Origin of the sequence: Bacteroides sp. 3_1_23 (genome assembly GCF_000162555.1) — a bacterium.
GTDB classification, from domain to species: Bacteria; Bacteroidota; Bacteroidia; order Bacteroidales; family Bacteroidaceae; genus Bacteroides; species Bacteroides ovatus.
Genome location: NZ_GG774955.1, coordinates 90,382 through 109,715 on the forward strand (window position 1 = coordinate 90,382; position 19,334 = coordinate 109,715).

At 42.7% G+C, this 19,334-nt stretch carries 19 protein-coding genes; 15 read left to right on the plus strand and 4 right to left on the minus strand.

The features are described from left to right. Window positions 1–246: 246 nt before the first annotated feature. A complete protein-coding gene (mdh, locus tag HMPREF9010_RS06245; protein WP_004297234.1) occupies window positions 247–1,188 on the minus strand; it encodes a malate dehydrogenase in 942 nt (313 codons plus the stop codon). Between the two features lie 885 nt (window positions 1,189–2,073). Between mdh and HMPREF9010_RS06240 the strand changes: the two genes are divergently transcribed. Next, a complete protein-coding gene (locus HMPREF9010_RS06240; RefSeq protein WP_004297244.1) occupies window positions 2,074–2,946 on the plus strand; it encodes a hypothetical protein in 873 nt (290 codons plus the stop codon). Between the two features lie 632 nt (window positions 2,947–3,578). Here HMPREF9010_RS06240 and HMPREF9010_RS06235 read toward each other — a convergent pair. After that, the gene (locus HMPREF9010_RS06235) at window positions 3,579–4,448 is read right to left on the minus strand and encodes an NAD kinase (protein ID WP_004305502.1); all 870 of its coding nucleotides are present in this window, start codon (window positions 4,446–4,448) and stop codon (window positions 3,579–3,581) included. Window positions 4,449–4,596: 148 nt separating this feature from the next. Between HMPREF9010_RS06235 and HMPREF9010_RS06230 the strand changes: the two genes are divergently transcribed. The 14 genes from HMPREF9010_RS06230 to folE all read left to right on the plus strand — a co-directional run bounded on the left by HMPREF9010_RS06230 (window position 4,597) and on the right by folE (window position 16,314). Beyond that, window positions 4,597–5,313: a pyridoxine 5'-phosphate synthase gene (locus tag HMPREF9010_RS06230; RefSeq protein ID WP_004297247.1), complete on the plus strand. Its 717-nt coding sequence runs from the start codon at window positions 4,597–4,599 to the stop codon at window positions 5,311–5,313. Then, on the plus strand, window positions 5,310–6,026 hold the full coding sequence (locus HMPREF9010_RS06225; protein ID WP_004297248.1) for a MotA/TolQ/ExbB proton channel family protein: 717 nt from the start codon (window positions 5,310–5,312) through the stop codon (window positions 6,024–6,026). The genes HMPREF9010_RS06230 and HMPREF9010_RS06225 overlap by 4 nt, the downstream gene beginning before the upstream one ends. Before the next feature lie 7 nt (window positions 6,027–6,033). Then, window positions 6,034–6,450: an ExbD/TolR family protein gene (locus HMPREF9010_RS06220; RefSeq protein WP_004305499.1), complete on the plus strand. Its 417-nt coding sequence runs from the start codon at window positions 6,034–6,036 to the stop codon at window positions 6,448–6,450. A 6-nt stretch (window positions 6,451–6,456) separates the two neighbouring features. Further along, window positions 6,457–7,332: a cell envelope integrity protein TolA gene (locus HMPREF9010_RS06215; RefSeq protein ID WP_008650484.1), complete on the plus strand. Its 876-nt coding sequence runs from the start codon at window positions 6,457–6,459 to the stop codon at window positions 7,330–7,332. A 27-nt stretch (window positions 7,333–7,359) separates the two neighbouring features. Then, the gene (locus tag HMPREF9010_RS06210; RefSeq protein WP_004297251.1) at window positions 7,360–7,911 is read left to right on the plus strand and encodes a DJ-1 family glyoxalase III; all 552 of its coding nucleotides are present in this window, start codon (window positions 7,360–7,362) and stop codon (window positions 7,909–7,911) included. A 7-nt stretch (window positions 7,912–7,918) separates the two neighbouring features. Continuing rightward, window positions 7,919–8,578 (plus strand): 2-C-methyl-D-erythritol 4-phosphate cytidylyltransferase, encoded by a 660-nt coding sequence (locus HMPREF9010_RS06205; protein WP_008650485.1) that lies wholly within the window; start codon window positions 7,919–7,921, stop codon window positions 8,576–8,578. Further along, window positions 8,579–10,675 carry an ATP-dependent DNA helicase RecG gene (gene recG, locus HMPREF9010_RS06200; protein WP_008650486.1) on the plus strand — a complete coding sequence of 699 codons (2,097 nt, stop codon included), beginning with the start codon at window positions 8,579–8,581 and terminating at the stop codon, window positions 10,673–10,675. Between the two features lie 223 nt (window positions 10,676–10,898). After that, window positions 10,899–11,363: a nucleoside-diphosphate kinase gene (ndk, locus tag HMPREF9010_RS06195; RefSeq protein ID WP_004305483.1), complete on the plus strand. Its 465-nt coding sequence runs from the start codon at window positions 10,899–10,901 to the stop codon at window positions 11,361–11,363. 20 nt (window positions 11,364–11,383) lie between these two features. Beyond that, entirely contained in the window at window positions 11,384–12,256 is an 873-nt protein-coding gene (locus HMPREF9010_RS06190) for a peptidoglycan DD-metalloendopeptidase family protein (RefSeq protein WP_004297256.1), read from the plus strand. 122 nt (window positions 12,257–12,378) lie between these two features. Further along, complete coding sequence (locus HMPREF9010_RS06185; protein WP_004297257.1) at window positions 12,379–12,921, plus strand: DUF1599 domain-containing protein; 543 nt, start codon at window positions 12,379–12,381, stop codon at window positions 12,919–12,921. Then, window positions 12,911–14,269: a BT_3928 family protein gene (locus HMPREF9010_RS06180; RefSeq protein WP_004315468.1), complete on the plus strand. Its 1,359-nt coding sequence runs from the start codon at window positions 12,911–12,913 to the stop codon at window positions 14,267–14,269. Before HMPREF9010_RS06185 ends, HMPREF9010_RS06180 begins: the two co-directional genes overlap by 11 nt. Window positions 14,270–14,376: 107 nt before the next feature. Beyond that, entirely contained in the window at window positions 14,377–15,132 is a 756-nt protein-coding gene (tpiA, locus tag HMPREF9010_RS06175) for a triose-phosphate isomerase (RefSeq protein ID WP_004297259.1), read from the plus strand. A gap of 140 nt (window positions 15,133–15,272) precedes the next feature. After that, the gene (locus HMPREF9010_RS06170; RefSeq protein ID WP_004297260.1) at window positions 15,273–15,716 is read left to right on the plus strand and encodes an SPOR domain-containing protein; all 444 of its coding nucleotides are present in this window, start codon (window positions 15,273–15,275) and stop codon (window positions 15,714–15,716) included. Window positions 15,717–15,723: 7 nt separating this feature from the next. After that, entirely contained in the window at window positions 15,724–16,314 is a 591-nt protein-coding gene (gene folE / locus HMPREF9010_RS06165; protein WP_004297261.1) for a GTP cyclohydrolase I FolE, read from the plus strand. Window positions 16,315–16,343: 29 nt separating this feature from the next. Here the strand turns inward: folE and dnaG are convergent, their stop codons facing one another. Further along, entirely contained in the window at window positions 16,344–18,425 is a 2,082-nt protein-coding gene (gene dnaG / locus HMPREF9010_RS06160) for a DNA primase (protein ID WP_004305478.1), read from the minus strand. Between the two features lie 106 nt (window positions 18,426–18,531). Further along, complete coding sequence (locus HMPREF9010_RS06155; RefSeq protein WP_004297263.1) at window positions 18,532–19,305, minus strand: prephenate dehydrogenase; 774 nt, start codon at window positions 19,303–19,305, stop codon at window positions 18,532–18,534. Window positions 19,306–19,334: the final 29 nt, after the last annotated feature.

Genomic DNA, 19,334 nt, shown 5'->3' on the forward strand with positions numbered 1-19,334 from the left:
ACTTCTATTTTAAATAACCCTGTTCTTATGCAATTTGTTTATTAAAGTAGTCTGTTTTTTTGTACTTGTTTACTTAAACAATAATTGCATAAACAACGATGCAAATGTATGTGCTTTCTGTGAGAACTCAAAACGAATTAGCTTTTTTTAGAAATATAGTGGGGATGGATTCTGTTGAAAAGAAAGAAGGCTATTCCTCATGGCGAGGAACAGCCTTTCTTGATATATAAAGTAAGGGGATTTTAATTACAGAGCACCTACTTCTTTCAAAGCAGCGTTAGTTCCGTGAACAGCTTTTGCGCTAGCTGCGAACTTAGCTTTTTCGTCTTCGTTCAGGTTCAGTTCAACGATCTTTTCGATACCATTCTTGCCAAGGATTACAGGAACACCGATGCAAAGATCTGATTCGCCGTATTCACCTTCCAATAATACAGAACAAGGAACCATCTTCTTTTGGTCGTGAAGGATAGATTCAACTACGAATGCTCCTGCTGCACCCGGTGCATACCATGCAGAAGTACCTAGCAATTTAGTCAGCGTAGCACCACCTACCATAGTAGCAGCAGCAACTTCTTCCAATTTCTCTGCAGAGATGAAATTAGCTACAGGCATACCTTTGTAAGTAGCGAAACGAGTCAAAGGAATCATCGTAGTATCACCGTGACCACCGATAACCATACCTTCTACTTCGTTAGCGTTGCAACCGATAGCTTGAGACAAGAAATATTTGAAACGAGAGCTATCCAGAGCACCACCCATACCGATAACACGGTTTTTCGGCAAGCCCAGAGCTTTCAATGCCAAATAAGTCATTGTATCCATTGGGTTGGAGATAACAACGATGATAGCGTTAGGAGAATATTTCAACAGGTTTTCTGCTACCGATTTAACGATACCAGCGTTCACACCGATCAGTTCTTCACGAGTCATACCCGGTTTACGAGGAATACCTGAAGTAATCACAACAACGTCAGAGTTAGCAGTTTGAGCATAGTCGTTCGTGCAGCCTACCAATGTAGTGTCGAAACCCAACAATTGAGCTGTCTGCATCATATCCATTGCTTTACCTTCTGAAACGCCTTCTTTAACGTCCAGCATTACTACTTCGTCTGCTACTTCATTAAAAGCAAGTACATTTGCACATGTAGCACCTACGTTACCTGCGCCTACTACGGTTACTTTTGACATAATACTATATATTTAAAAAGTTGATAATTTGTTTTATCTTTTAGCGCGACAAAATTACAACGATAATCCTGATTAAAGAAATTTTTCCGTAATAATTTTAGTTAAAGGTCTAAGTTCTCCGGAATGGATAGCTATCATGAAAAAAAAGTGGTCGAACAAGCCGTTGGCAAGCGTGGAAGAGAAGCGGAGAATAAACAACGAAAACGATGCAAAAACGAGGGTGTTTGGAGAGGGGGTTACAAAGCGCTGAAACGCCCGCCAGTAAAGGGGAAAAACCCAATGAAAACCAGTAGAGTAGAGAAGAGTAAAGTAAAGAAGAGTAAGTAAAAGTATTATTTCTGTTATAAACAACAGCAATAATACAGGGCAGAGAAGATGGCTTTGGTTGCTGCCGTTGTCGGTTCGGATCACTTCGTCGGTGCCGTTTCTGTTCCCGTGTCCCTCATGAACTGTTCGTCCGGCAGATGACCGACTTTTGTCTGGTAGGTTGTTGATGCTCGCCCGGTGGGTAACGGACATTCACACGGTAGATAACGTACGTTTGTACGTTAGGTAAATTCTATATTATTTCTCGGGCTACCGCTTCACTAAAAAATAATTTCAATACTGGTTTGCTAAAGTGTCATTTGCTTCAAAACCAGTACGCAAACGAGGTAAAAGTCGCAAATAAGGCTGCTCCGATCAGGTAATGCCAGTGGCCGCTTAGGATCATAAAGGAGAATCAGTCGGGGTACTTTGCGTCTGTCGGTTCGGCCTGGTTGACTGGTTAATAAATTAAAATTGCATAGATTAGTCGGGAGTTTTTCAAAAACTCTCACTTTTTATACTTGACTTCTGTTGCGAAATGATTACTTTTGCGCACGTTATCAATTCACAACTGAAACTATGAGTAAAAAAAGCCTTCTTATTGCGGCCGTGGCTATCTTGGTGATAGCTATTATTGGTATTACTTATTTATTGTTTACCGAAAAACAAGCTAACCGGGAGTTAGTGCAGGAATTCCAATTAGATAAGGAAGATCTGGAAAACGAATATACCCGTTTTGCACAACAATATGATGAGTTAAAGATGACGATTTCTAATGACTCTTTATCTCAATTACTGGAACAGGAACAATTGAAAACTCAACGTCTCTTGGAAGAACTTCGTACAGTGAAGAGCACGAATGCTACAGAGATCCGTCGTTTAAAGAATGAGTTGGCTACTTTGCGTAAGGTAATGATTGGGTATATTAATCAGATCGACTCTCTGAATAAACTGACTGCACAGCAGAAACAGGTCATAGCTGAAGTGACTCAAAAGTATAATCAGGCTTCACGACAGATCGATAACCTTTCTGAAGAAAAGAAGAATCTGAATAAGAAGGTGACGCTAGCCGCACAACTCGATGCAACTAATATTCGTATCGAACCACGCAATAAACGTGGTAAAGTGGCGAAGAAAGTGAAAGACGTGGTGAAGTTAGCCATCAGTTTCACGGTCGTGAAGAATATAACCGCCGAAAACGGTGAACGTACCATCTATGTACGTATAACCAAACCCGATAATGATGTACTGACCAAGAGTGCATCCAATACTTTCCCTTATGAAAACCGTACATTGGTTTATTCAATTAAGAAGTATATTGAATATAACGGAGAAGAACAGAATATCAATGTGTTTTGGGATGTAGAAGAATTCTTGTATGCCGGAAACTACCGTGTTGATATCTTCGAAGGTGGTAATCTGATTGGTTCGCAGACCTTTATGTTAGATTAATATCGGGGTATTCTTTTTCTCTACCGATATTCTATTTTCTTCTATATTAGCTAACCCGATGGTCTGTTTTTAATATTTCTTCGGGCAACAGTTGTTCTTTTATGGATGAACTGGGGAAAGAACTGCATAAATAATTGCAATAATATACAGAAAATAGGGCGAGCGTAGCATGAATTTGCAGACAATATGCGGCTTTTTAATCATGGAAGCCTTCGTTGGATTAAAACCAACGAGATGTCCCTCACCGAGGAAGGATAAGTTCCTCGGTGAGGGACATCTCATTTCTCGGCGAGGAACTCATATAGGAATGATTGGAAGCTATTTTTTTCTCTAGTTTGTATGTAAATAAAGGTAAGGAGAAACTGATAAAATGAATGACTGTTGTCTATAAAAGAATGATTTGCAAGTGTAATCAGTATATTTTAATCTTATTGAGTAAATATAGGGGAAAATAATGTTAATCTGATTTCTGAAGATAGTAAATCCCGGCCCCTTTTCTCTTTAGTTGGAATCTATACCCAATTTGTTGCATTCCCAACAGCTTGAATGTCCCTTTTTTTAGAAGTTCTATTTTTAAGTACCGTATAGTTGAATCGGGTGATGAGGAATAACGGTTGCATAATGTGGACTGCTTACCGTCTTCCGTCAGCTCCCCACATCATCTTGCTGCGGAGTGTATCAAAAAAAATGTGATTAAAACGTTTCACTACCTTTACGCTGTAATCTGCCCGGCGAATGGTTAGTTGAGTCGTTTCTTTGCAAGTTTCGCTCCTCCCGTCAATGGCGACGAGGAAGTTGTGACTTCTGCTTTCTACATCTAATGTAATCTCCCAATCATCCCGAATAACGATAGGGCGGACGTTGAGACTATGTGGAGCCACCGGAGTGATGGCAATAGTGTTGGAATGAGGAACGATGATCGGGCCTCCTACACTCAAAGAGTAGGCTGTGGAACCTGTTGGAGTGGCAATTACTAATCCGTCAGCTTGATAAGTATTCAGATACGCGCCATTAATTGCTGTCCGGATACTGATCATTGAGGAGCTGTCCCGTTTGAGAATAGCTATTTCGTTGAGGGCATAAGGAGAATCTTGGAGATGTTTGTCGTTGCAGATTAACTGAAGTACGCTCCGTTCCTCCACACTATATCTGCCGTTTTGGATTTCATCAAATGTTTCCTCCATTTCTTCCGGTGAAATATCTGCCAGAAATCCTAAACGTCCTGTGTTAATTCCCAAAATAGGGATCCCTTTTCTTCCTACGCGGCGGGCAGCTTTCAGAAACGTTCCGTCGCCTCCGATGCTGATTACCATATCGGCAGTAAAATCATCACCATCAAATAATTGATCTGCTTCAATATCCATATTTTCAGAAACTAGGAATTGATAAAATTCCCTGCACATACCAATCTCTGCTCCTTGTTTCTTTAAAAGTTTAAACAAGGTGACAGCATGAGAAGACTTTTTAGCCTGATAAGTATTTCCAAAAATGGCAAATTTCATAAGCAACATCATTAGTTCAGGATGCAAATTTGGCATTTTTTCTTGGATTTCTACTTTAAATAACCAAAAAAGAGTAGAGAATGCGTTTCGTATTATTAGGCAACTAATAATAATATTTGTATTTTTGCGGCAAATATAACGTAGAACTATGACTAAATTAAGTGTAAACATAAACAAGATTGCTACACTAAGAAATGCTCGCGGGGGAAATGTGCCCGATGTAGTAAAGGTAGCGCTTGATTGTGAATCTTTTGGGGCTGATGGTATCACCGTTCATCCCCGTCCTGACGAGCGTCACATTCGTCGTTCTGATGTATATGACTTGCGTCCTCTGTTGCGGACTGAATTTAATATTGAAGGTTATCCGTCTCCGGAATTTATTGACTTGGTGTTGAAAGTAAAACCTCATCAGGTTACTCTAGTTCCCGATGATCCTTCACAGATCACCTCCAATTCCGGTTGGGATACGAAAGCAAATCAGGAATTCCTGACGGAAGTTCTCGATCAGTTTAACAGTGCCGGCATTCGTACTTCCGTTTTTGTGGCAGCCGATCCTGAAATGGTGGAATATGCAGCAAAAGCAGGGGCGGATCGCGTCGAACTGTATACTGAACCTTATGCGACGGACTATCCGAAGAATCCGGAAGCAGCTATCGCTCCTTTTATCGAAGCTGCAAAGACTGCCCGTAAACTGGGTATCGGATTGAACGCCGGTCATGATTTAAGTCTGGTGAATTTAAATTATTTCTATAAAAACATTCCTTGGGTGGATGAAGTGTCTATCGGACATGCGTTGATTAGCGATGCACTGTATCTGGGACTCGAACGTACCATTCAGGAATATAAAAACTGTTTACGCTCATGAATGCAATGATCTTGTTAGCCCAAGGGGCTATGAATATGGCCGACTCACTGGCTACTGCCAACCCCGTGCTGACGGAGGTAAACGCTCCAGAAATGAACATGCTTGATATGGCTGTCAAGGGTGGATGGATTATGATTGTATTGGGCGTACTGTCGGTTATCTGTTTCTATATCCTGTTTGAACGTAACTACATGATTCGCAAAGCAGGAAAAGAGGACCCTATGTTTATGGAACGGATTAAAGACTATATTCATAGTGGAGAGATCAAAGCGGCTATTAACTATTGCCGTACGATGAATACCCCTTCGGCACGTATGATAGAAAAAGGAATCAGCCGTCTGGGACGTCCTATTAACGATGTGCAGGTAGCTATTGAGAATGTGGGTAACATTGAAGTTGCAAAGTTGGAAAAAGGACTGACTGTGATGGCAACTATTTCCGGAGGTGCTCCAATGCTCGGATTTCTCGGTACGGTGACCGGTATGGTACGCGCATTCTACGAAATGGCGAATGCCGGAAGTGGAAACATTGATATCACTTTGCTTTCGGGAGGTATCTATGAAGCTATGATTACAACGGTCGGTGGTCTGATTGTCGGTATCATCGCTATGTTTGCCTATAATTATCTGGTGATGCTGGTAGACCGTGTGGTAAATAAAATGGAATCTCGTACAATGGAGTTCATGGACCTGTTGAACGAGCCTGCAAAATAATTGGCAGATGGGATTAAAAAGAAGAAATAGAGTATCGCCCAATTTCAGCATGGCCTCCATGACGGACGTCATCTTCCTGTTGCTGATATTCTTTATGATAACCTCTACGGTGGTGTCGCCCAATGCCATAAAGGTATTGTTGCCTCAAGGCAAGCAGCAGACTTCGGCCAAGCCGCTGACAAGAGTGGTTATCGATAAGGACTTGAATTTCTATGCCGCTTTCGGCAATGAAAAAGAGCAGCCGGTGGCGCTGAACGATCTGACTTCATTTTTGCAGAGTTGTGCAGAGAAGGAACCGGAAATGTATGTGGCATTGTATGCAGATGAATCGGTACCTTATCGTGAGATCGTAAGGGTATTGAACATTGCAAACGAGAATCATTTTAAGATGGTGCTGGCTACCCGCCCGCCTGAAAATAAATAAGAAACAATGGACAGAAGAAAAAAGGGTGAATACATAGGAGCGCTCGGTGCACTGTTGGTGCATGTGGCAGTGATTGCTCTTTTGATTCTGGTGAGCTTTACTGTCCCCCAACCGGATGAAGATGCAGACGGAGTGCCTGTGATGATGGGGAATGTGGATACAGCGAGCGGCTTTGATGATCCTTCTCTGGTAGATGTGGATATTATGGATGAAGATGCGGCAGCACCGCCTGCGGAAACAGAACCGCAACTCCCTTCTGAACAGGATTTACTGACACAGACTGAAGAGGAAACGGTCACTTTGAAGCCTAAGACGGAAGAACCGAAAAAAGAGACGGTGAAACCTAAAGAGGTGGTCAAGCCGAAAGAACCGGTGAAGAAGCCGGAAAAAACGGAAGCGGAAAAAGCTGCAGAAGCGAAACGACTGGCAGAAGAAAAAGCGGAACGTGAACGTAAGGCTGCCGAAGAAGCTGCCAGAAAGAGGGTGTCCGGTGCGTTTGGAAAAGGAGCGCAAATGACAGGAAATAAAGGAACAGCGGCTAGTGGCACGGGAACCGAAGGTAGCAAGGAGGGTAACTCTTCTACCGGAGCGAAGACCGGAACTGGTGGTTATGGAACATTTGACCTTGGCGGACGTTCTTTAGGTACGGGTAGTTTGCCGAAGCCTGCATATAACGTGCAGGAAGAAGGACGTGTAGTGGTGAATATCACTGTGAATCCCGCAGGACAAGTAGTGTCGACCAGCATTAGCCCTCAAACGAACACTGTAAATTCTGCTTTACGTAAGGCAGCGGAGGATGCAGCTAAGAAAGCCCGTTTTAATACGATCGATGGAGTGAATAACCAGACAGGGACAATCACCTATTATTTTAACTTGAGATAGTATCATTAACCAAATATATTAAGCATTATGGGAACTGTATACGCTTTTTTTGCAGATGGTTTTGAAGAAATTGAAGCCTTTACTGCTATTGACACGTTGAGACGTGCCGGACTGAATGTAGAAATCGTATCCGTTACACCGGATGAAATTGTAGTAGGAGCACATGATGTATCCGTTCTTTGCGATATCAATTTCGAGAATTGTGATTTCTTTGATGCTGAACTTTTGTTGTTGCCGGGAGGAATGCCGGGAGCTGCTACACTTGACAAGCACGAAGGATTGCGCAAATTGATCCTTGATTTTGCTGCAAAAGGTAAACCTATTGCTGCCATTTGTGCTGCTCCGATGGTGTTGGGTAAACTGGGACTGCTGAAAGGAAAGAAGGCTACCTGTTATCCGAGTTTCGAACAATATCTGGATGGTGCCGAATGTGTAAATGCACATGTCGTACGTGATGGAAACATCATTACGGGTATGGGACCAGGTGCTGCTATGGAATTTGCCTTGACAATCGTTGACCTGTTGGTAGGTAAAGAAAAAGTAGACGAACTGGTAGAAGCGATGTGCGTTAAACGCTAAACCGTCCATGAAGAAATATGTAATCATTGTCGCCGGTGGAAAGGGCTTGCGAATGGGAAGTGATCTTCCCAAACAATTCCTTCCCATGGGTGATAAACCTGTGTTGATGCATACCCTGGAAGTCTTCAGGAAATATGACGAGGCACTTCAAATCATATTGGTGCTTCCGCAGGAGCAACAAAGTTTCTGGAAGCAACTTTGCGATGAACATCATTTTACGGTAAAACATGTCCTTGCAGAAGGAGGTGAAACACGTTTCCATTCCGTAAAGAGCGGGCTGGCACTGGTGCAAGAGCCGGGATTGGTGGGAGTGCATGATGGAGTACGCCCGTTTGTATCAGTAGAAGTGATTCGCCGTTGTTATGAGTTGGCAGAGGTGCAAAAAGCAGTGATTCCTGTGGTGGATGTAGTAGAGACGCTTCGCCATTTGACAGATGCCGGAAGTGAAACAGTCAGCCGGACTGATTATAAACTGGTGCAAACGCCGCAAGTGTTTGATGTAGGGTTGCTGCAACAAGCCTATGCCCAGGAATTTACCCCCTTCTTTACAGATGATGCTTCCGTTGTGGAAGCGATGGGAATGCCCGTTTATCTGGCAGAAGGCAACCGTGAAAATATAAAAATAACAACTCCTTTCGATTTAAAAGTAGGGAGTGCTCTTTTATAAATGTTCGATTTAGCCACACGCGACATAAAATTTATCTCCGGTGTAGGCCCTCAAAAAGCCGCTGTATTAAATAAGGAGTTGGAAATCTATTCCTTGCACGATTTAATTTATTATTTCCCTTATAAATATATTGACCGGAGCCGCATCTATTACATTCATGAAATAGATGGCAATATGCCGTATATCCAGTTGAAAGGAGAAATCCTCGGTTTCGAGACCATTGGTGAAGGACGGCAGCGCCGTCTGACAGCGCATTTTTCGGATGGTACAGGAGTCGTGGATTTGGTGTGGTTTCAAGGTATAAAGTACATCTTGGGAAAGTATAAACTTCACGAGGAATATATTATTTTCGGCAAACCTACTGTTTTCAACGGACGTATCAATGTGGCGCATCCTGATGTAGACAAACCGGATGATTTGAAACTTTCCTCGGTGGGGCTGCAACCTTATTATAGTACGACGGAGAAGATGAAACGCAGTTTCCTCAACTCTCACGCGATTGAGAAGATGATGGCAACGGTGATTCAGCAGATACAGGAGCCTCTACCTGAAACACTTTCTCCCAAGTTGCTGGCGGAGCATCATTTGATGCCTTTGACGGAAGCGCTCCGGAATATCCACTTCCCAACCAATCCTGACGTCCTCCGTCGGGCACAATACCGTCTTAAATTTGAAGAACTGTTTTATGTTCAGTTAAACATTCTCCGATATGCCAAAGACAGGCAGAAAAGGTATCGTGGATACATCTTTGAAAAAGTGGGAGATGTGTTCAATACATTTTATACAAAGAATCTTCCTTTCCAACTGACGGGTGCGCAGAAACGGGTGTTGAAAGAGATACGGAACGATGTCGGCAGTGGCAGACAGATGAATCGCCTTTTGCAGGGAGATGTAGGAAGTGGAAAAACACTGGTTGCCTTGATGAGTATGTTGCTGGCATTGGATAATGGCTATCAGGCTTGTATGATGGCACCTACCGAAATCCTGGCAAACCAGCACTACGAAACCATTAAGGAACTGCTTTTTGGCATGGATATTCGTGTTGAGCTACTGACAGGTTCTATTAAAGGAAAAAGGAGAGAAGCAATTCTGGCCGGATTGCTGACAGGAGATGTGCAGATATTAATAGGAACACATGCTGTTGTTGAAGATACTGTCAATTTCTCTTCTTTAGGCTTCGTTGTGATTGACGAACAACATCGTTTTGGCGTGGCTCAACGTGCCCGTCTTTGGAGTAAGAATGTTCAACCTCCGCATGTGCTTGTAATGACTGCCACTCCCATTCCCCGTACGTTGGCGATGACTTTGTACGGTGACTTGGACGTGTCTGTTATCGATGAACTTCCACCCGGAAGAAAACCGATTACTACCATCCATCAATTCGACAATCGCCGGGAAAGCATGTATCGTTCGGTACGTAAGCAGATCGACGAAGGACGCCAGGTTTATATTGTCTATCCGCTGATTAAAGAGAGCGAAAAAATTGATTTGAAGAATCTTGAAGAAGGGTATCAGCATATTCTGGAAGAGTTTCCGAAGTGTACGGTTTGTAAAGTGCATGGTAAAATGAAACCAGCCGAGAAAGATGAGCAAATGCAGCTTTTTGTCTCGGGGAAAGCGCAGATCATGGTAGCTACCACCGTCATTGAAGTGGGAGTGAACGTTCCGAATGCTTCGGTTATGATTATTGAAAATGCAGAACGTTTCGGGTTATCACAGTTACATCAGTTGCGCGGTCGGGTAGGGCGTGGAGCAGAACAGTCTTATTGTATTCTGGTGACGAATTACAAGTTGACGGAGGATACCCGGAAACGATTGGAAATCATGGTGCGCACCAATGATGGTTTTGAAATAGCGGAGGCCGATTTGAAACTGCGTGGTCCCGGTGATCTTGAAGGTACACAGCAAAGCGGTATCGCTTTCGATTTGAAGATCGCGGATATTGTCCGCGACGGTCAACTGTTGCAATACGTTCGTGCTATAGCTGAAAGTATTGTAGAACAAGACCCTGCAGCACAAAGTCCGGAGAACGAAATCTTATGGCGACAGCTTAAAGCCTTACGGAAAACGAATGTTAACTGGGCTGCCATAAGCTGAAAAACGGTTAAACATGCAGTTTATTTGCGTAAATGTGTTGCAAAACATATTTCGGCTCTATTCTCCCTATTTATAGGAGTTTAACGACCTGATTCCTCTTCCTTTTCGTTCTAAGCTTCTGAAAAATAGTTAATAACTTCCTTGCCATTTCGTAGGAAAACACTATCTTTGGAAGAATTTTTTTAGTAAATGTATTGTTTAACCATTTGCAAAGTCGAGTATTATGCTTGAAAAAACGCTGGTCATTTTAAAACCGTGTACCCTTCAACGGGGATTGGTTGGTGAGATTACTCATCGCTTTGAGCGTAAAGGATTACGGTTGGCTGGCATGAAGATGATGCAACTGACTGATGAATTGTTGAGCGAACATTATGCCCACCTTAGCGGCAAATCCTTCTTTCAGCGTGTGAAAGATTCGATGATGACAGCTCCTGTCATTGTTTGTTGTTTCGAAGGTGTGGATGCTATTCAAACAGTCCGTACGTTGGCGGGACCAACTAATGGACGTCTGGCTGCCCCGGGTACCATTCGTGGGGATTACAGCATGAGCTTTCAGGAAAATATAGTTCATGCTTCTGATTCTCCGGAGACTGCGGCTATTGAATTAAAGAGATTTTTTAAACCGGAAGAAATATTCGATTACAAGCAGGCGACATTTAACTACCTGTATGCAAATGACGAATATTAAATAGAATTGATAAAAAAGGAATGAATTTCAATTGCATTATTAAAACAGGATTGGTCGCTGTTGCGGCTATGGTCAGCTTGAGCTCTTTCTCACAAGACCTGATTGCCCGCCAGGCACCGATAGACAAAAAATTAAAATCAGTAGATTCTTTGGCATTGCAGAAGCAAATCCGTGCCGAACAATCCGAATATCCCGCTTTAAGTCTTTATCCGAATTGGAATAATCAATATGCGCATTCTTATGGAAATGCGATTATTCCGGAAACATATACAATTGACCTGACGGGTTTTCGTATGCCGACTCCGAGTACAAAAATAACTTCGCCTTTTGGCCCGCGTTGGAGAAGAATGCATAATGGCCTTGATTTAAAAGTTAATATCGGTGATACGATTGTTTCTGCTTTTGATGGTAAGGTACGTATTGTGAAATATGAACGCAGAGGGTACGGTAAATATGTAGTCATTCGTCACGATAATGGATTGGAAACTATATATGGACACTTGTCTAAGCAGTTGGTTGAAGAAAATCAGTTGGTAAAAGCTGGTGAACCGATCGGGTTGGGTGGTAACACCGGACGTTCTACAGGTTCGCATCTTCATTTCGAAACCCGCTTCCTGGGAATTGCAATTAATCCGATTTATATGTTTGACTTTCCAAAACAGGATATCGTTGCCGATACTTATACGTTCCGCAAAACAAAAGGTGTGAAACGTGCAGGCTCTCATGATACCCAAGTGGCTGACGGTACTATCCGTTATCATAAGGTGAAGAGTGGCGATACATTGTCCCGCATTGCTAAATTGCGTGGCGTATCAGTCAGCACGCTTTGCAAACTGAACCGTATCAAACCGACCACTACTTTGCGTATCGGACAGGTTTTGCGTTGTTCATAAAAAATATAGCTTATAAAACAGTAATACAATATCTTTAGGAGAGGGCACTTTAATATAATTTAGAGTGCCCTCTTTCTGTTTTTACTTAATTATTGTTACCTTTGCGCACTATTTGGAAGAAGATGAAAGATACCAAGCAACAATTTGAACATGTCATCGCTTTGTGCCGTGACTTATTTTCCAAGAAGCTGCACGATTACGGGCCTGCATGGCGTATCCTGCGTCCGGCTTCGGTGACTGACCAGATTTTTATTAAAGCCAATCGGATTCGTAGTATTGAAACCAAAGGAGTGACCTTGATTGATGAGGGAATCCGTGCTGAATTTATTGCGATTGTCAATTATGGCATTGTCGGGCTCATCCAGTTGGAACTGGGTTATGCCGAGTCTGCCGACATCAGCAATGAAGAAGCGATGGCTTTATACGATAAGTATGCAAAAGAGGCATTAGACCTGATGCTTGCCAAAAACCATGATTATGATGAAGCCTGGCGGAGCATGCGTGTCAGCTCTTACACAGACTTGATCTTGATGAAGATTTACCGTACCAAGCAGATTGAGAGCCTGGCCGGCAACACATTGGTGTCAGAGGGAATTGATGCCAATTATATGGATATGATTAATTACTCTGTTTTCGGACTGATTAAGATAGAATTTGAAGGATAAGAACTTACATATCATTCAGGAGGTAGTGGCGAATACGTGTCGCTTTCTTTTGGCGGCATCGTTCATCTTTTCCGGATTTGTAAAGGCAGTTGATCCACTGGGGTTCCAGTATAAGATCCAGGATTATCTGACCGCATTCGGAATGGCTTCCTGGTTCCCTTCATTCTTCCCTTTATTGGGAGGCATCATCTTGTCAGCCGTTGAGTTTTTTATCGGTATCTCCTTATTTTTTGCTACCAGAAGAACATTGGCTACTTCGTTGGCTTTGATGCTGATGATTTTCATGACACCACTGACCTTGTATCTTGCCATCTTTGATCCGGTTTCGGACTGTGGCTGTTTTGGAGATGCCTGGGTGTTGACGAACTGGGAGACATTCGGTAAGAATATAGTTCTGCTGTTTGCAGCAATGATGGCTTTCCGTCACAGAAGGATGCTGGTTCGTTTTATCAGTGTGAAAATGGAGTGGCTGGTTTCTCTCTATACGTTGTTCTTTGTATTTACTTTGTCGTTCTATTGTCTGGACCGTCTGCCTGTTTTAGACTTTCGTCCTTACAAGATCGGAAAGAATATTCTGGAAGGAATGACAATGCCCGAAGGAGCGAAACCGAGTGTATATGAAAGCATCTTTATCTTGGAAAAGAACGGAGAGAAGAAAGAATTTACGTTGGATAACTATCCGGATAGTACCTGGACATTTGTCGACACACGGACAATCCTGAAGGAAAAAGGATATGAACCGGCTATTCACGATTTCTCTATGATTGATCTGAATACGGGCGAGGATATAACAGACGATGTATTGACGGATATAGGATACACCTTCCTGTTGGTTGCCCATCGGATTGAAGAGGCGGATGATAGTAACATTGATTTGATTAATGAGATATATGACTATTCGGTGGAGCATGGCTATAAGTTTTATTGCCTCACTTCTTCACCGGAAGAACAGATCGAATTGTGGAAGGACAAGACGGGAGCCGAATATCCTTTCTGTCAGATGGATGATATTACATTAAAGACGATGGTTCGTTCCAATCCGGGATTGATACTGATTAAGAACGGAACAATTTTGAATAAATGGAGCGATGAGGATATACCGGATGAATATGTGCTGACGGACAAACTGGAAAATCTGCCGTTAGGAAAGCAGAAGGTGAGCAGTGACACTCATACGGTAGGATATGTATTCTTATGGTTTGTTATTCCATTGTTGTTAGTGCTTGGGGTGGATGTTTTGGTCGTTCGTCGCAGAGAACGGAAAAACGCGAAGCGGAAGCAACAAGAGGAAGAGATGAAAAGCAAAGAATTAAAAACGGAGAATCCGAAAATAGAAGAACAAGAATAAAAAAAATAAATGATAACGAGCGGCCTCTGTAACGAACGCTAATTCCGATCGTTCAATTGTCAATCGTGAAATCGTAAATTTATTAACCCTTTAAAATAAAAAACAAAATGAGAAAGAACATTGTTGCAGGAAACTGGAAAATGAACAAAACCCTTCAAGAGGGTATCGCTTTGGCTAAAGAATTGAACGAAGCATTGGCTAACGAAAAGCCTAACTGTGATGTAATCATCTGTACTCCGTTTATCCACCTGGCTTCTGTTACCCCGTTGGTAGACGCTGCAAAGATCGGTGTAGGTGCTGAAAACTGTGCAGACAAAGCTTCAGGTGCATATACAGGTGAAGTTTCAGCTGAAATGGTTGCTTCTACAGGTGCAAAATATGTAATTCTGGGACACTCTGAACGTCGTGCATACTACGGTGAAACAGTTGCTATCCTGGAAGAAAAAGTAAAATTGGCTTTGGCTAACGGTCTGACTCCGATTTTCTGTATCGGTGAAGTGTTGGAAGAACGCGAAGCTAACAAGCAGAACGAAGTGGTAGCTGCACAGATGGAATCTGTATTCTCTCTGTCTGCTGAAGACTTCTCTAAGATTGTATTGGCTTACGAACCGGTTTGGGCTATCGGTACAGGTAAAACTGCTTCTCCTGAACAAGCACAGGAAATCCATGCTTTCATCCGTTCTATCGTAGCTAACAAGTATGGTAAAGAAATCGCAGACAATACTTCTATCCTTTACGGTGGTAGTTGCAAACCTTCTAACGCTAAAGAACTGTTCGCTAACCCGGACGTTGATGGTGGTTTGATTGGTGGTGCTGCTTTGAAAGTATCTGATTTCAAAGGTATCATTGATGCCTTCAATTAAATGATAGTTGATAAATGATAGTTGATAGTTGCTATGTAGTATAGCCTGCTATCGACTATCGTTTATCTTTTCAACTATCATTTTCCGACTGTTATTCTCTAACTGTCATTTATCATTTATCAACAATCAACTGTTTAATAATGAAAGTTTTACTTACCCTATTGTTTGTTTTGACAGCTACTTTTGCGCAAGCGCAAAGTATTATCAAGAGTTTGGAACGTAACATTCCGGGGCAAGGAAAGGTGACTATCCATCAAGATCCCCGCATCGAGGCTCTGATAGGTATGGAACGTCCTGCAACAGGTGAACAGAAAGTAATAAAGACTTCCGGATTCAGAATCCAGGCGTATGCCGGTAACAATACTCGTCAGGCGAAGAATGATGCTTATCATGTAGCATCGCGTGTGAAAGAGTATTTTCCTGAATTGACGGTATATACTTCGTTCAATCCGCCTCGTTGGCTTTGTCGTGTAGGTGATTTCCGTAGCATTGAAGAAGCGGACGCAATGATGCGTCGGTTGAAAGCTACCGGTGTGTTTAAAGAGGTTTCTATTGTAAGAGACCAGATCAATATTCCTTTATAATTGTATCATGTTAGAAAAAGAAGAAATTGTTTCTCCGAATCTGGAGGAGTTAAAGAGTCATTATCGTAGTATTATAACTTTGTTGGGTGAAGATGCCGAAAGGGAAGGGTTATTGAAAACTCCGGAACGGGTGGCTAAGGCGATGTTAAGCTTGACGAAAGGGTATCACATGGACCCTCACGAAGTGCTTCGCTCCGCTAAATTCCAGGAAGAATATAGCCAGATGGTGATTGTGAAAGATATCGATTTCTTCTCTCTTTGTGAACATCACATGTTGCCGTTCTACGGAAAGGCGCACGTGGCTTATATTCCTAATGGCTATATCACAGGGTTGAGTAAGATTGCCCGTGTAGTCGATATATTCTCTCATCGTCTGCAAGTGCAGGAACGCATGACACTGCAAATCAAAGAGTGCATTCAGGAAACGCTGAATCCACTGGGAGTAATGGTGGTGGTGGAAGCCAAACACATGTGTATGCAGATGCGTGGTGTAGAAAAACAAAACTCTATTACTACTACTTCTGACTTTACCGGAGCTTTCAATCAGGCAAAGACTCGTGAAGAGTTTATGAATCTGATTCAACACGGAAGAGTATAATCTATTTTCTGCTCACTAAACAAATAAGTTTATCGTAAAACGACGCGATCTCCCAACCGCTTTGCCATGATGCTTTGTACGGTTCTCAACTCATTATAGCGTTGCATAAGTGAGTCGCATTTCTCATTATCATGGGCAAGAGCAGGATCTTGGAGGGCATAAAGCATGTGCTTCAATTCCTCTGTTACGATTGCATACTTGAAGTTAATCATTAACATCGGAACCATTTCATAGAGCCGCTCTTCATCCGTCACAATCTTTTGGGACTTGGAGTGATACTTACTAAGCTGATAACGCACATTAATCAAGTCTACACTCAATTTACTGATTACCGGATCAGGATGTGCCAGGAAATAACGTTCGGCAATGAAGTTGGAATCGTGCATGTGTGCAGCAGCTTCCGATAACATTTGGCGGTGCAGCGGATTATGGAAGGCTAACTCGTCCTCTTTCAAATCATTAACCACATATTCTATGACGGTTACCGGAATTTCGTTTCCTTCTTCATCGGTCAGGTTACACATGATTTTCTCTCCATAACGAACTACCGCCTGTAATATCAGTCGCTCGAATTTGTAGAATTCCTGCCCTTCCTTTCCTTCCTGCGGAATAAAGGAAGCATAACTGTCTTCCTGCAGAGCAGGAGGAACATCTGTATATCCGCCATCCACTTCAGGAGGTAACGGAATATCTCCATTAGGTATTGGAACATCTTCAGGAGGTGTGCTGCCCTGTGACATCATAGCCGTTCTTTCAGCCATCCGGCGTTCCCGTTCCGTTTGTTCAGCTCGCTTCTCTGCTTGAGTTTCCCGTCTTTTGGCAACTTCTGATACTAGCAGCTTATCTTCTACATGAAGTAGCTGCGCGCATTCTTTGATATAGACGTCTCTGACAATTGCTTCAGGGATGACAGAAATACTTTGCACCAGATTACCAATCAGTTCCGCACGCTTGATGGGATCTTTTCCTGCATCCTCCAGTAGCAAGTTCGTTTTGAAGCGGATAAAGTCCGTTTCATGTTCCGAGATAAAAGTCTGAAATTCCGTTGAGTTGTGCTTGCGGGCAAAAGAGTCCGGGTCGTCCCCATCGGGAAGAAGACAGACTTTGATATTCATACCTTCCTCCAATAACATGTCAATTCCCCGGATAGAAGCCTTGATACCTGCTGCGTCGCCGTCGTAAAGCACAGTCATGTTGTTGGTGAACCGGTGAATCATACGGATTTGTCCCGGTGTAAGGGCTGTTCCCGAGGAAGCAACCACATTCTCTATGCCGGATTGATGCATGGAGATTACGTCCGTGTAGCCTTCAACCAAAAAGCAACGGTCTTGTTTTACAATAGCCTGTTTGGCAAAATATATACCGTATAACTCGTTACTTTTGTGGTAAATTTCCGATTCGGGCGAATTGACGTATTTGACTTTAACCCCTTTCGTTGCACTGGCAAGTACACGTCCGCCAAAAGCCACCACTTTGCCGGAAAGCGTATGTACAGGGAAAATAACACGTCCCCAAAAACGATCCCGTAACCGGTGGTCGTCCGTTTCGTAGCAAAGTCCTGTTTTTACCAAGTACTCTTTCTTATATCCTTTTTGGATTGCTTCTTTGGCGAATGCATCGTGGGCTTCAGTGCAGTAACCTAATTGGAATTTCTCAATGATGTCGTCGCGAAAGCCACGGTTGCGGAAATAGGCCATACCGATGCTACGCCCGTCTACATGATTTTTTAGTATGTTCTGGAAATAGTCGCGTGCAAAGTTATTAACGATAAACAGACTTTCGCGTTCGCTTTGCACAAACTTCTCTTCATCGCTTAATTCCCGCTCCTTGATTTCAATATTATATTTCTTGGCAAGGTACTTCAATGCTTCCGGATAAGACATCTGCTCGTGTTCCATAATGAAATGCACGGCATTTCCACCTTTTCCACAAGCAAAACATTTGCATAATCCTTTGGCGGGAGAGACATAAAAAGAAGGGGTTTTATCACTGTGGAACGGACATAAACCGACATAATTGACACCACGTTTGCGCAGGGTGACAAAATCCGAAACGACATCCATAATTTGTGCCGCGTCCAATATCCGGTCTATGGTAATTTGATCTATCATTCTTTCTCCTGTGAATCCGTTTTTGCGGATACAAAGGTACACATAAAAAAATCCCCTGCAAAGAACTTTTTTGCAGGGGATCGTTAAATCTTGGCACCGGTATTGATTATTTAATCTTTTCCCGGATCTTCGTCAGATACTTTTTCATACCTTCCGCATCCTTGTTTTCGATGATTTCGAGAAGGTTTTTCAATTCTGTCCGGATATTAGTCACTTGTCCCGGAGTGCGTGGGTTGAACAGTATTTCCTGAAGCAGGTAATCATCTTCGCTTAGCAGCCCTTTGGCGATTGCCATGTGCTTTTTGAACGTAGTTCCCGGGGCTTCCTGATGTTTCATTACGGCAGCAAATACGAACGTCGATACGAACGGAATAGAAAGCGAGTAGGCTACTGTTTCGTCGTGCTCATCGAAAGTATATTCAAAGATGTTCAACCGTAATGTCTGGTAGAGGTCTTTGAAGAATATTTTTCCCAGGTGGTCGCCTTCACTGATGATGATGGCATTTTCGCTGCTTAGATTGCTAAGACTTGCGAAAGTCGGGCCAAACATAGGGTGACTGGAAACGTAGCGGAAACCACTTTCTTCGTAGAACTTCTTCAATCCTGTTTTTACAGAGGCAATGTCACTAATGATACAGTCTTTCGGTAATACAGGCAGTATTTTGCGAAAGGCATCCAACGTGTACTTCACTGTAACAGCATTAATAACCAGTTCCGGTTCAAATTCCTTAATCTCCTCCAATGTAGTGAAACGATACGTGTTATAGACGAAACGCAACTGGTGCGGGTTGACGTCGAACACGGCCGTCTCGTGTTGAAAGCTCAAAATATCAGTAAAGAAGGAGCCCATTTTACCAGCTCCAAGGATTAATATTCTCATAATGTTTATTATTTAGTAGTCAAGTAGTA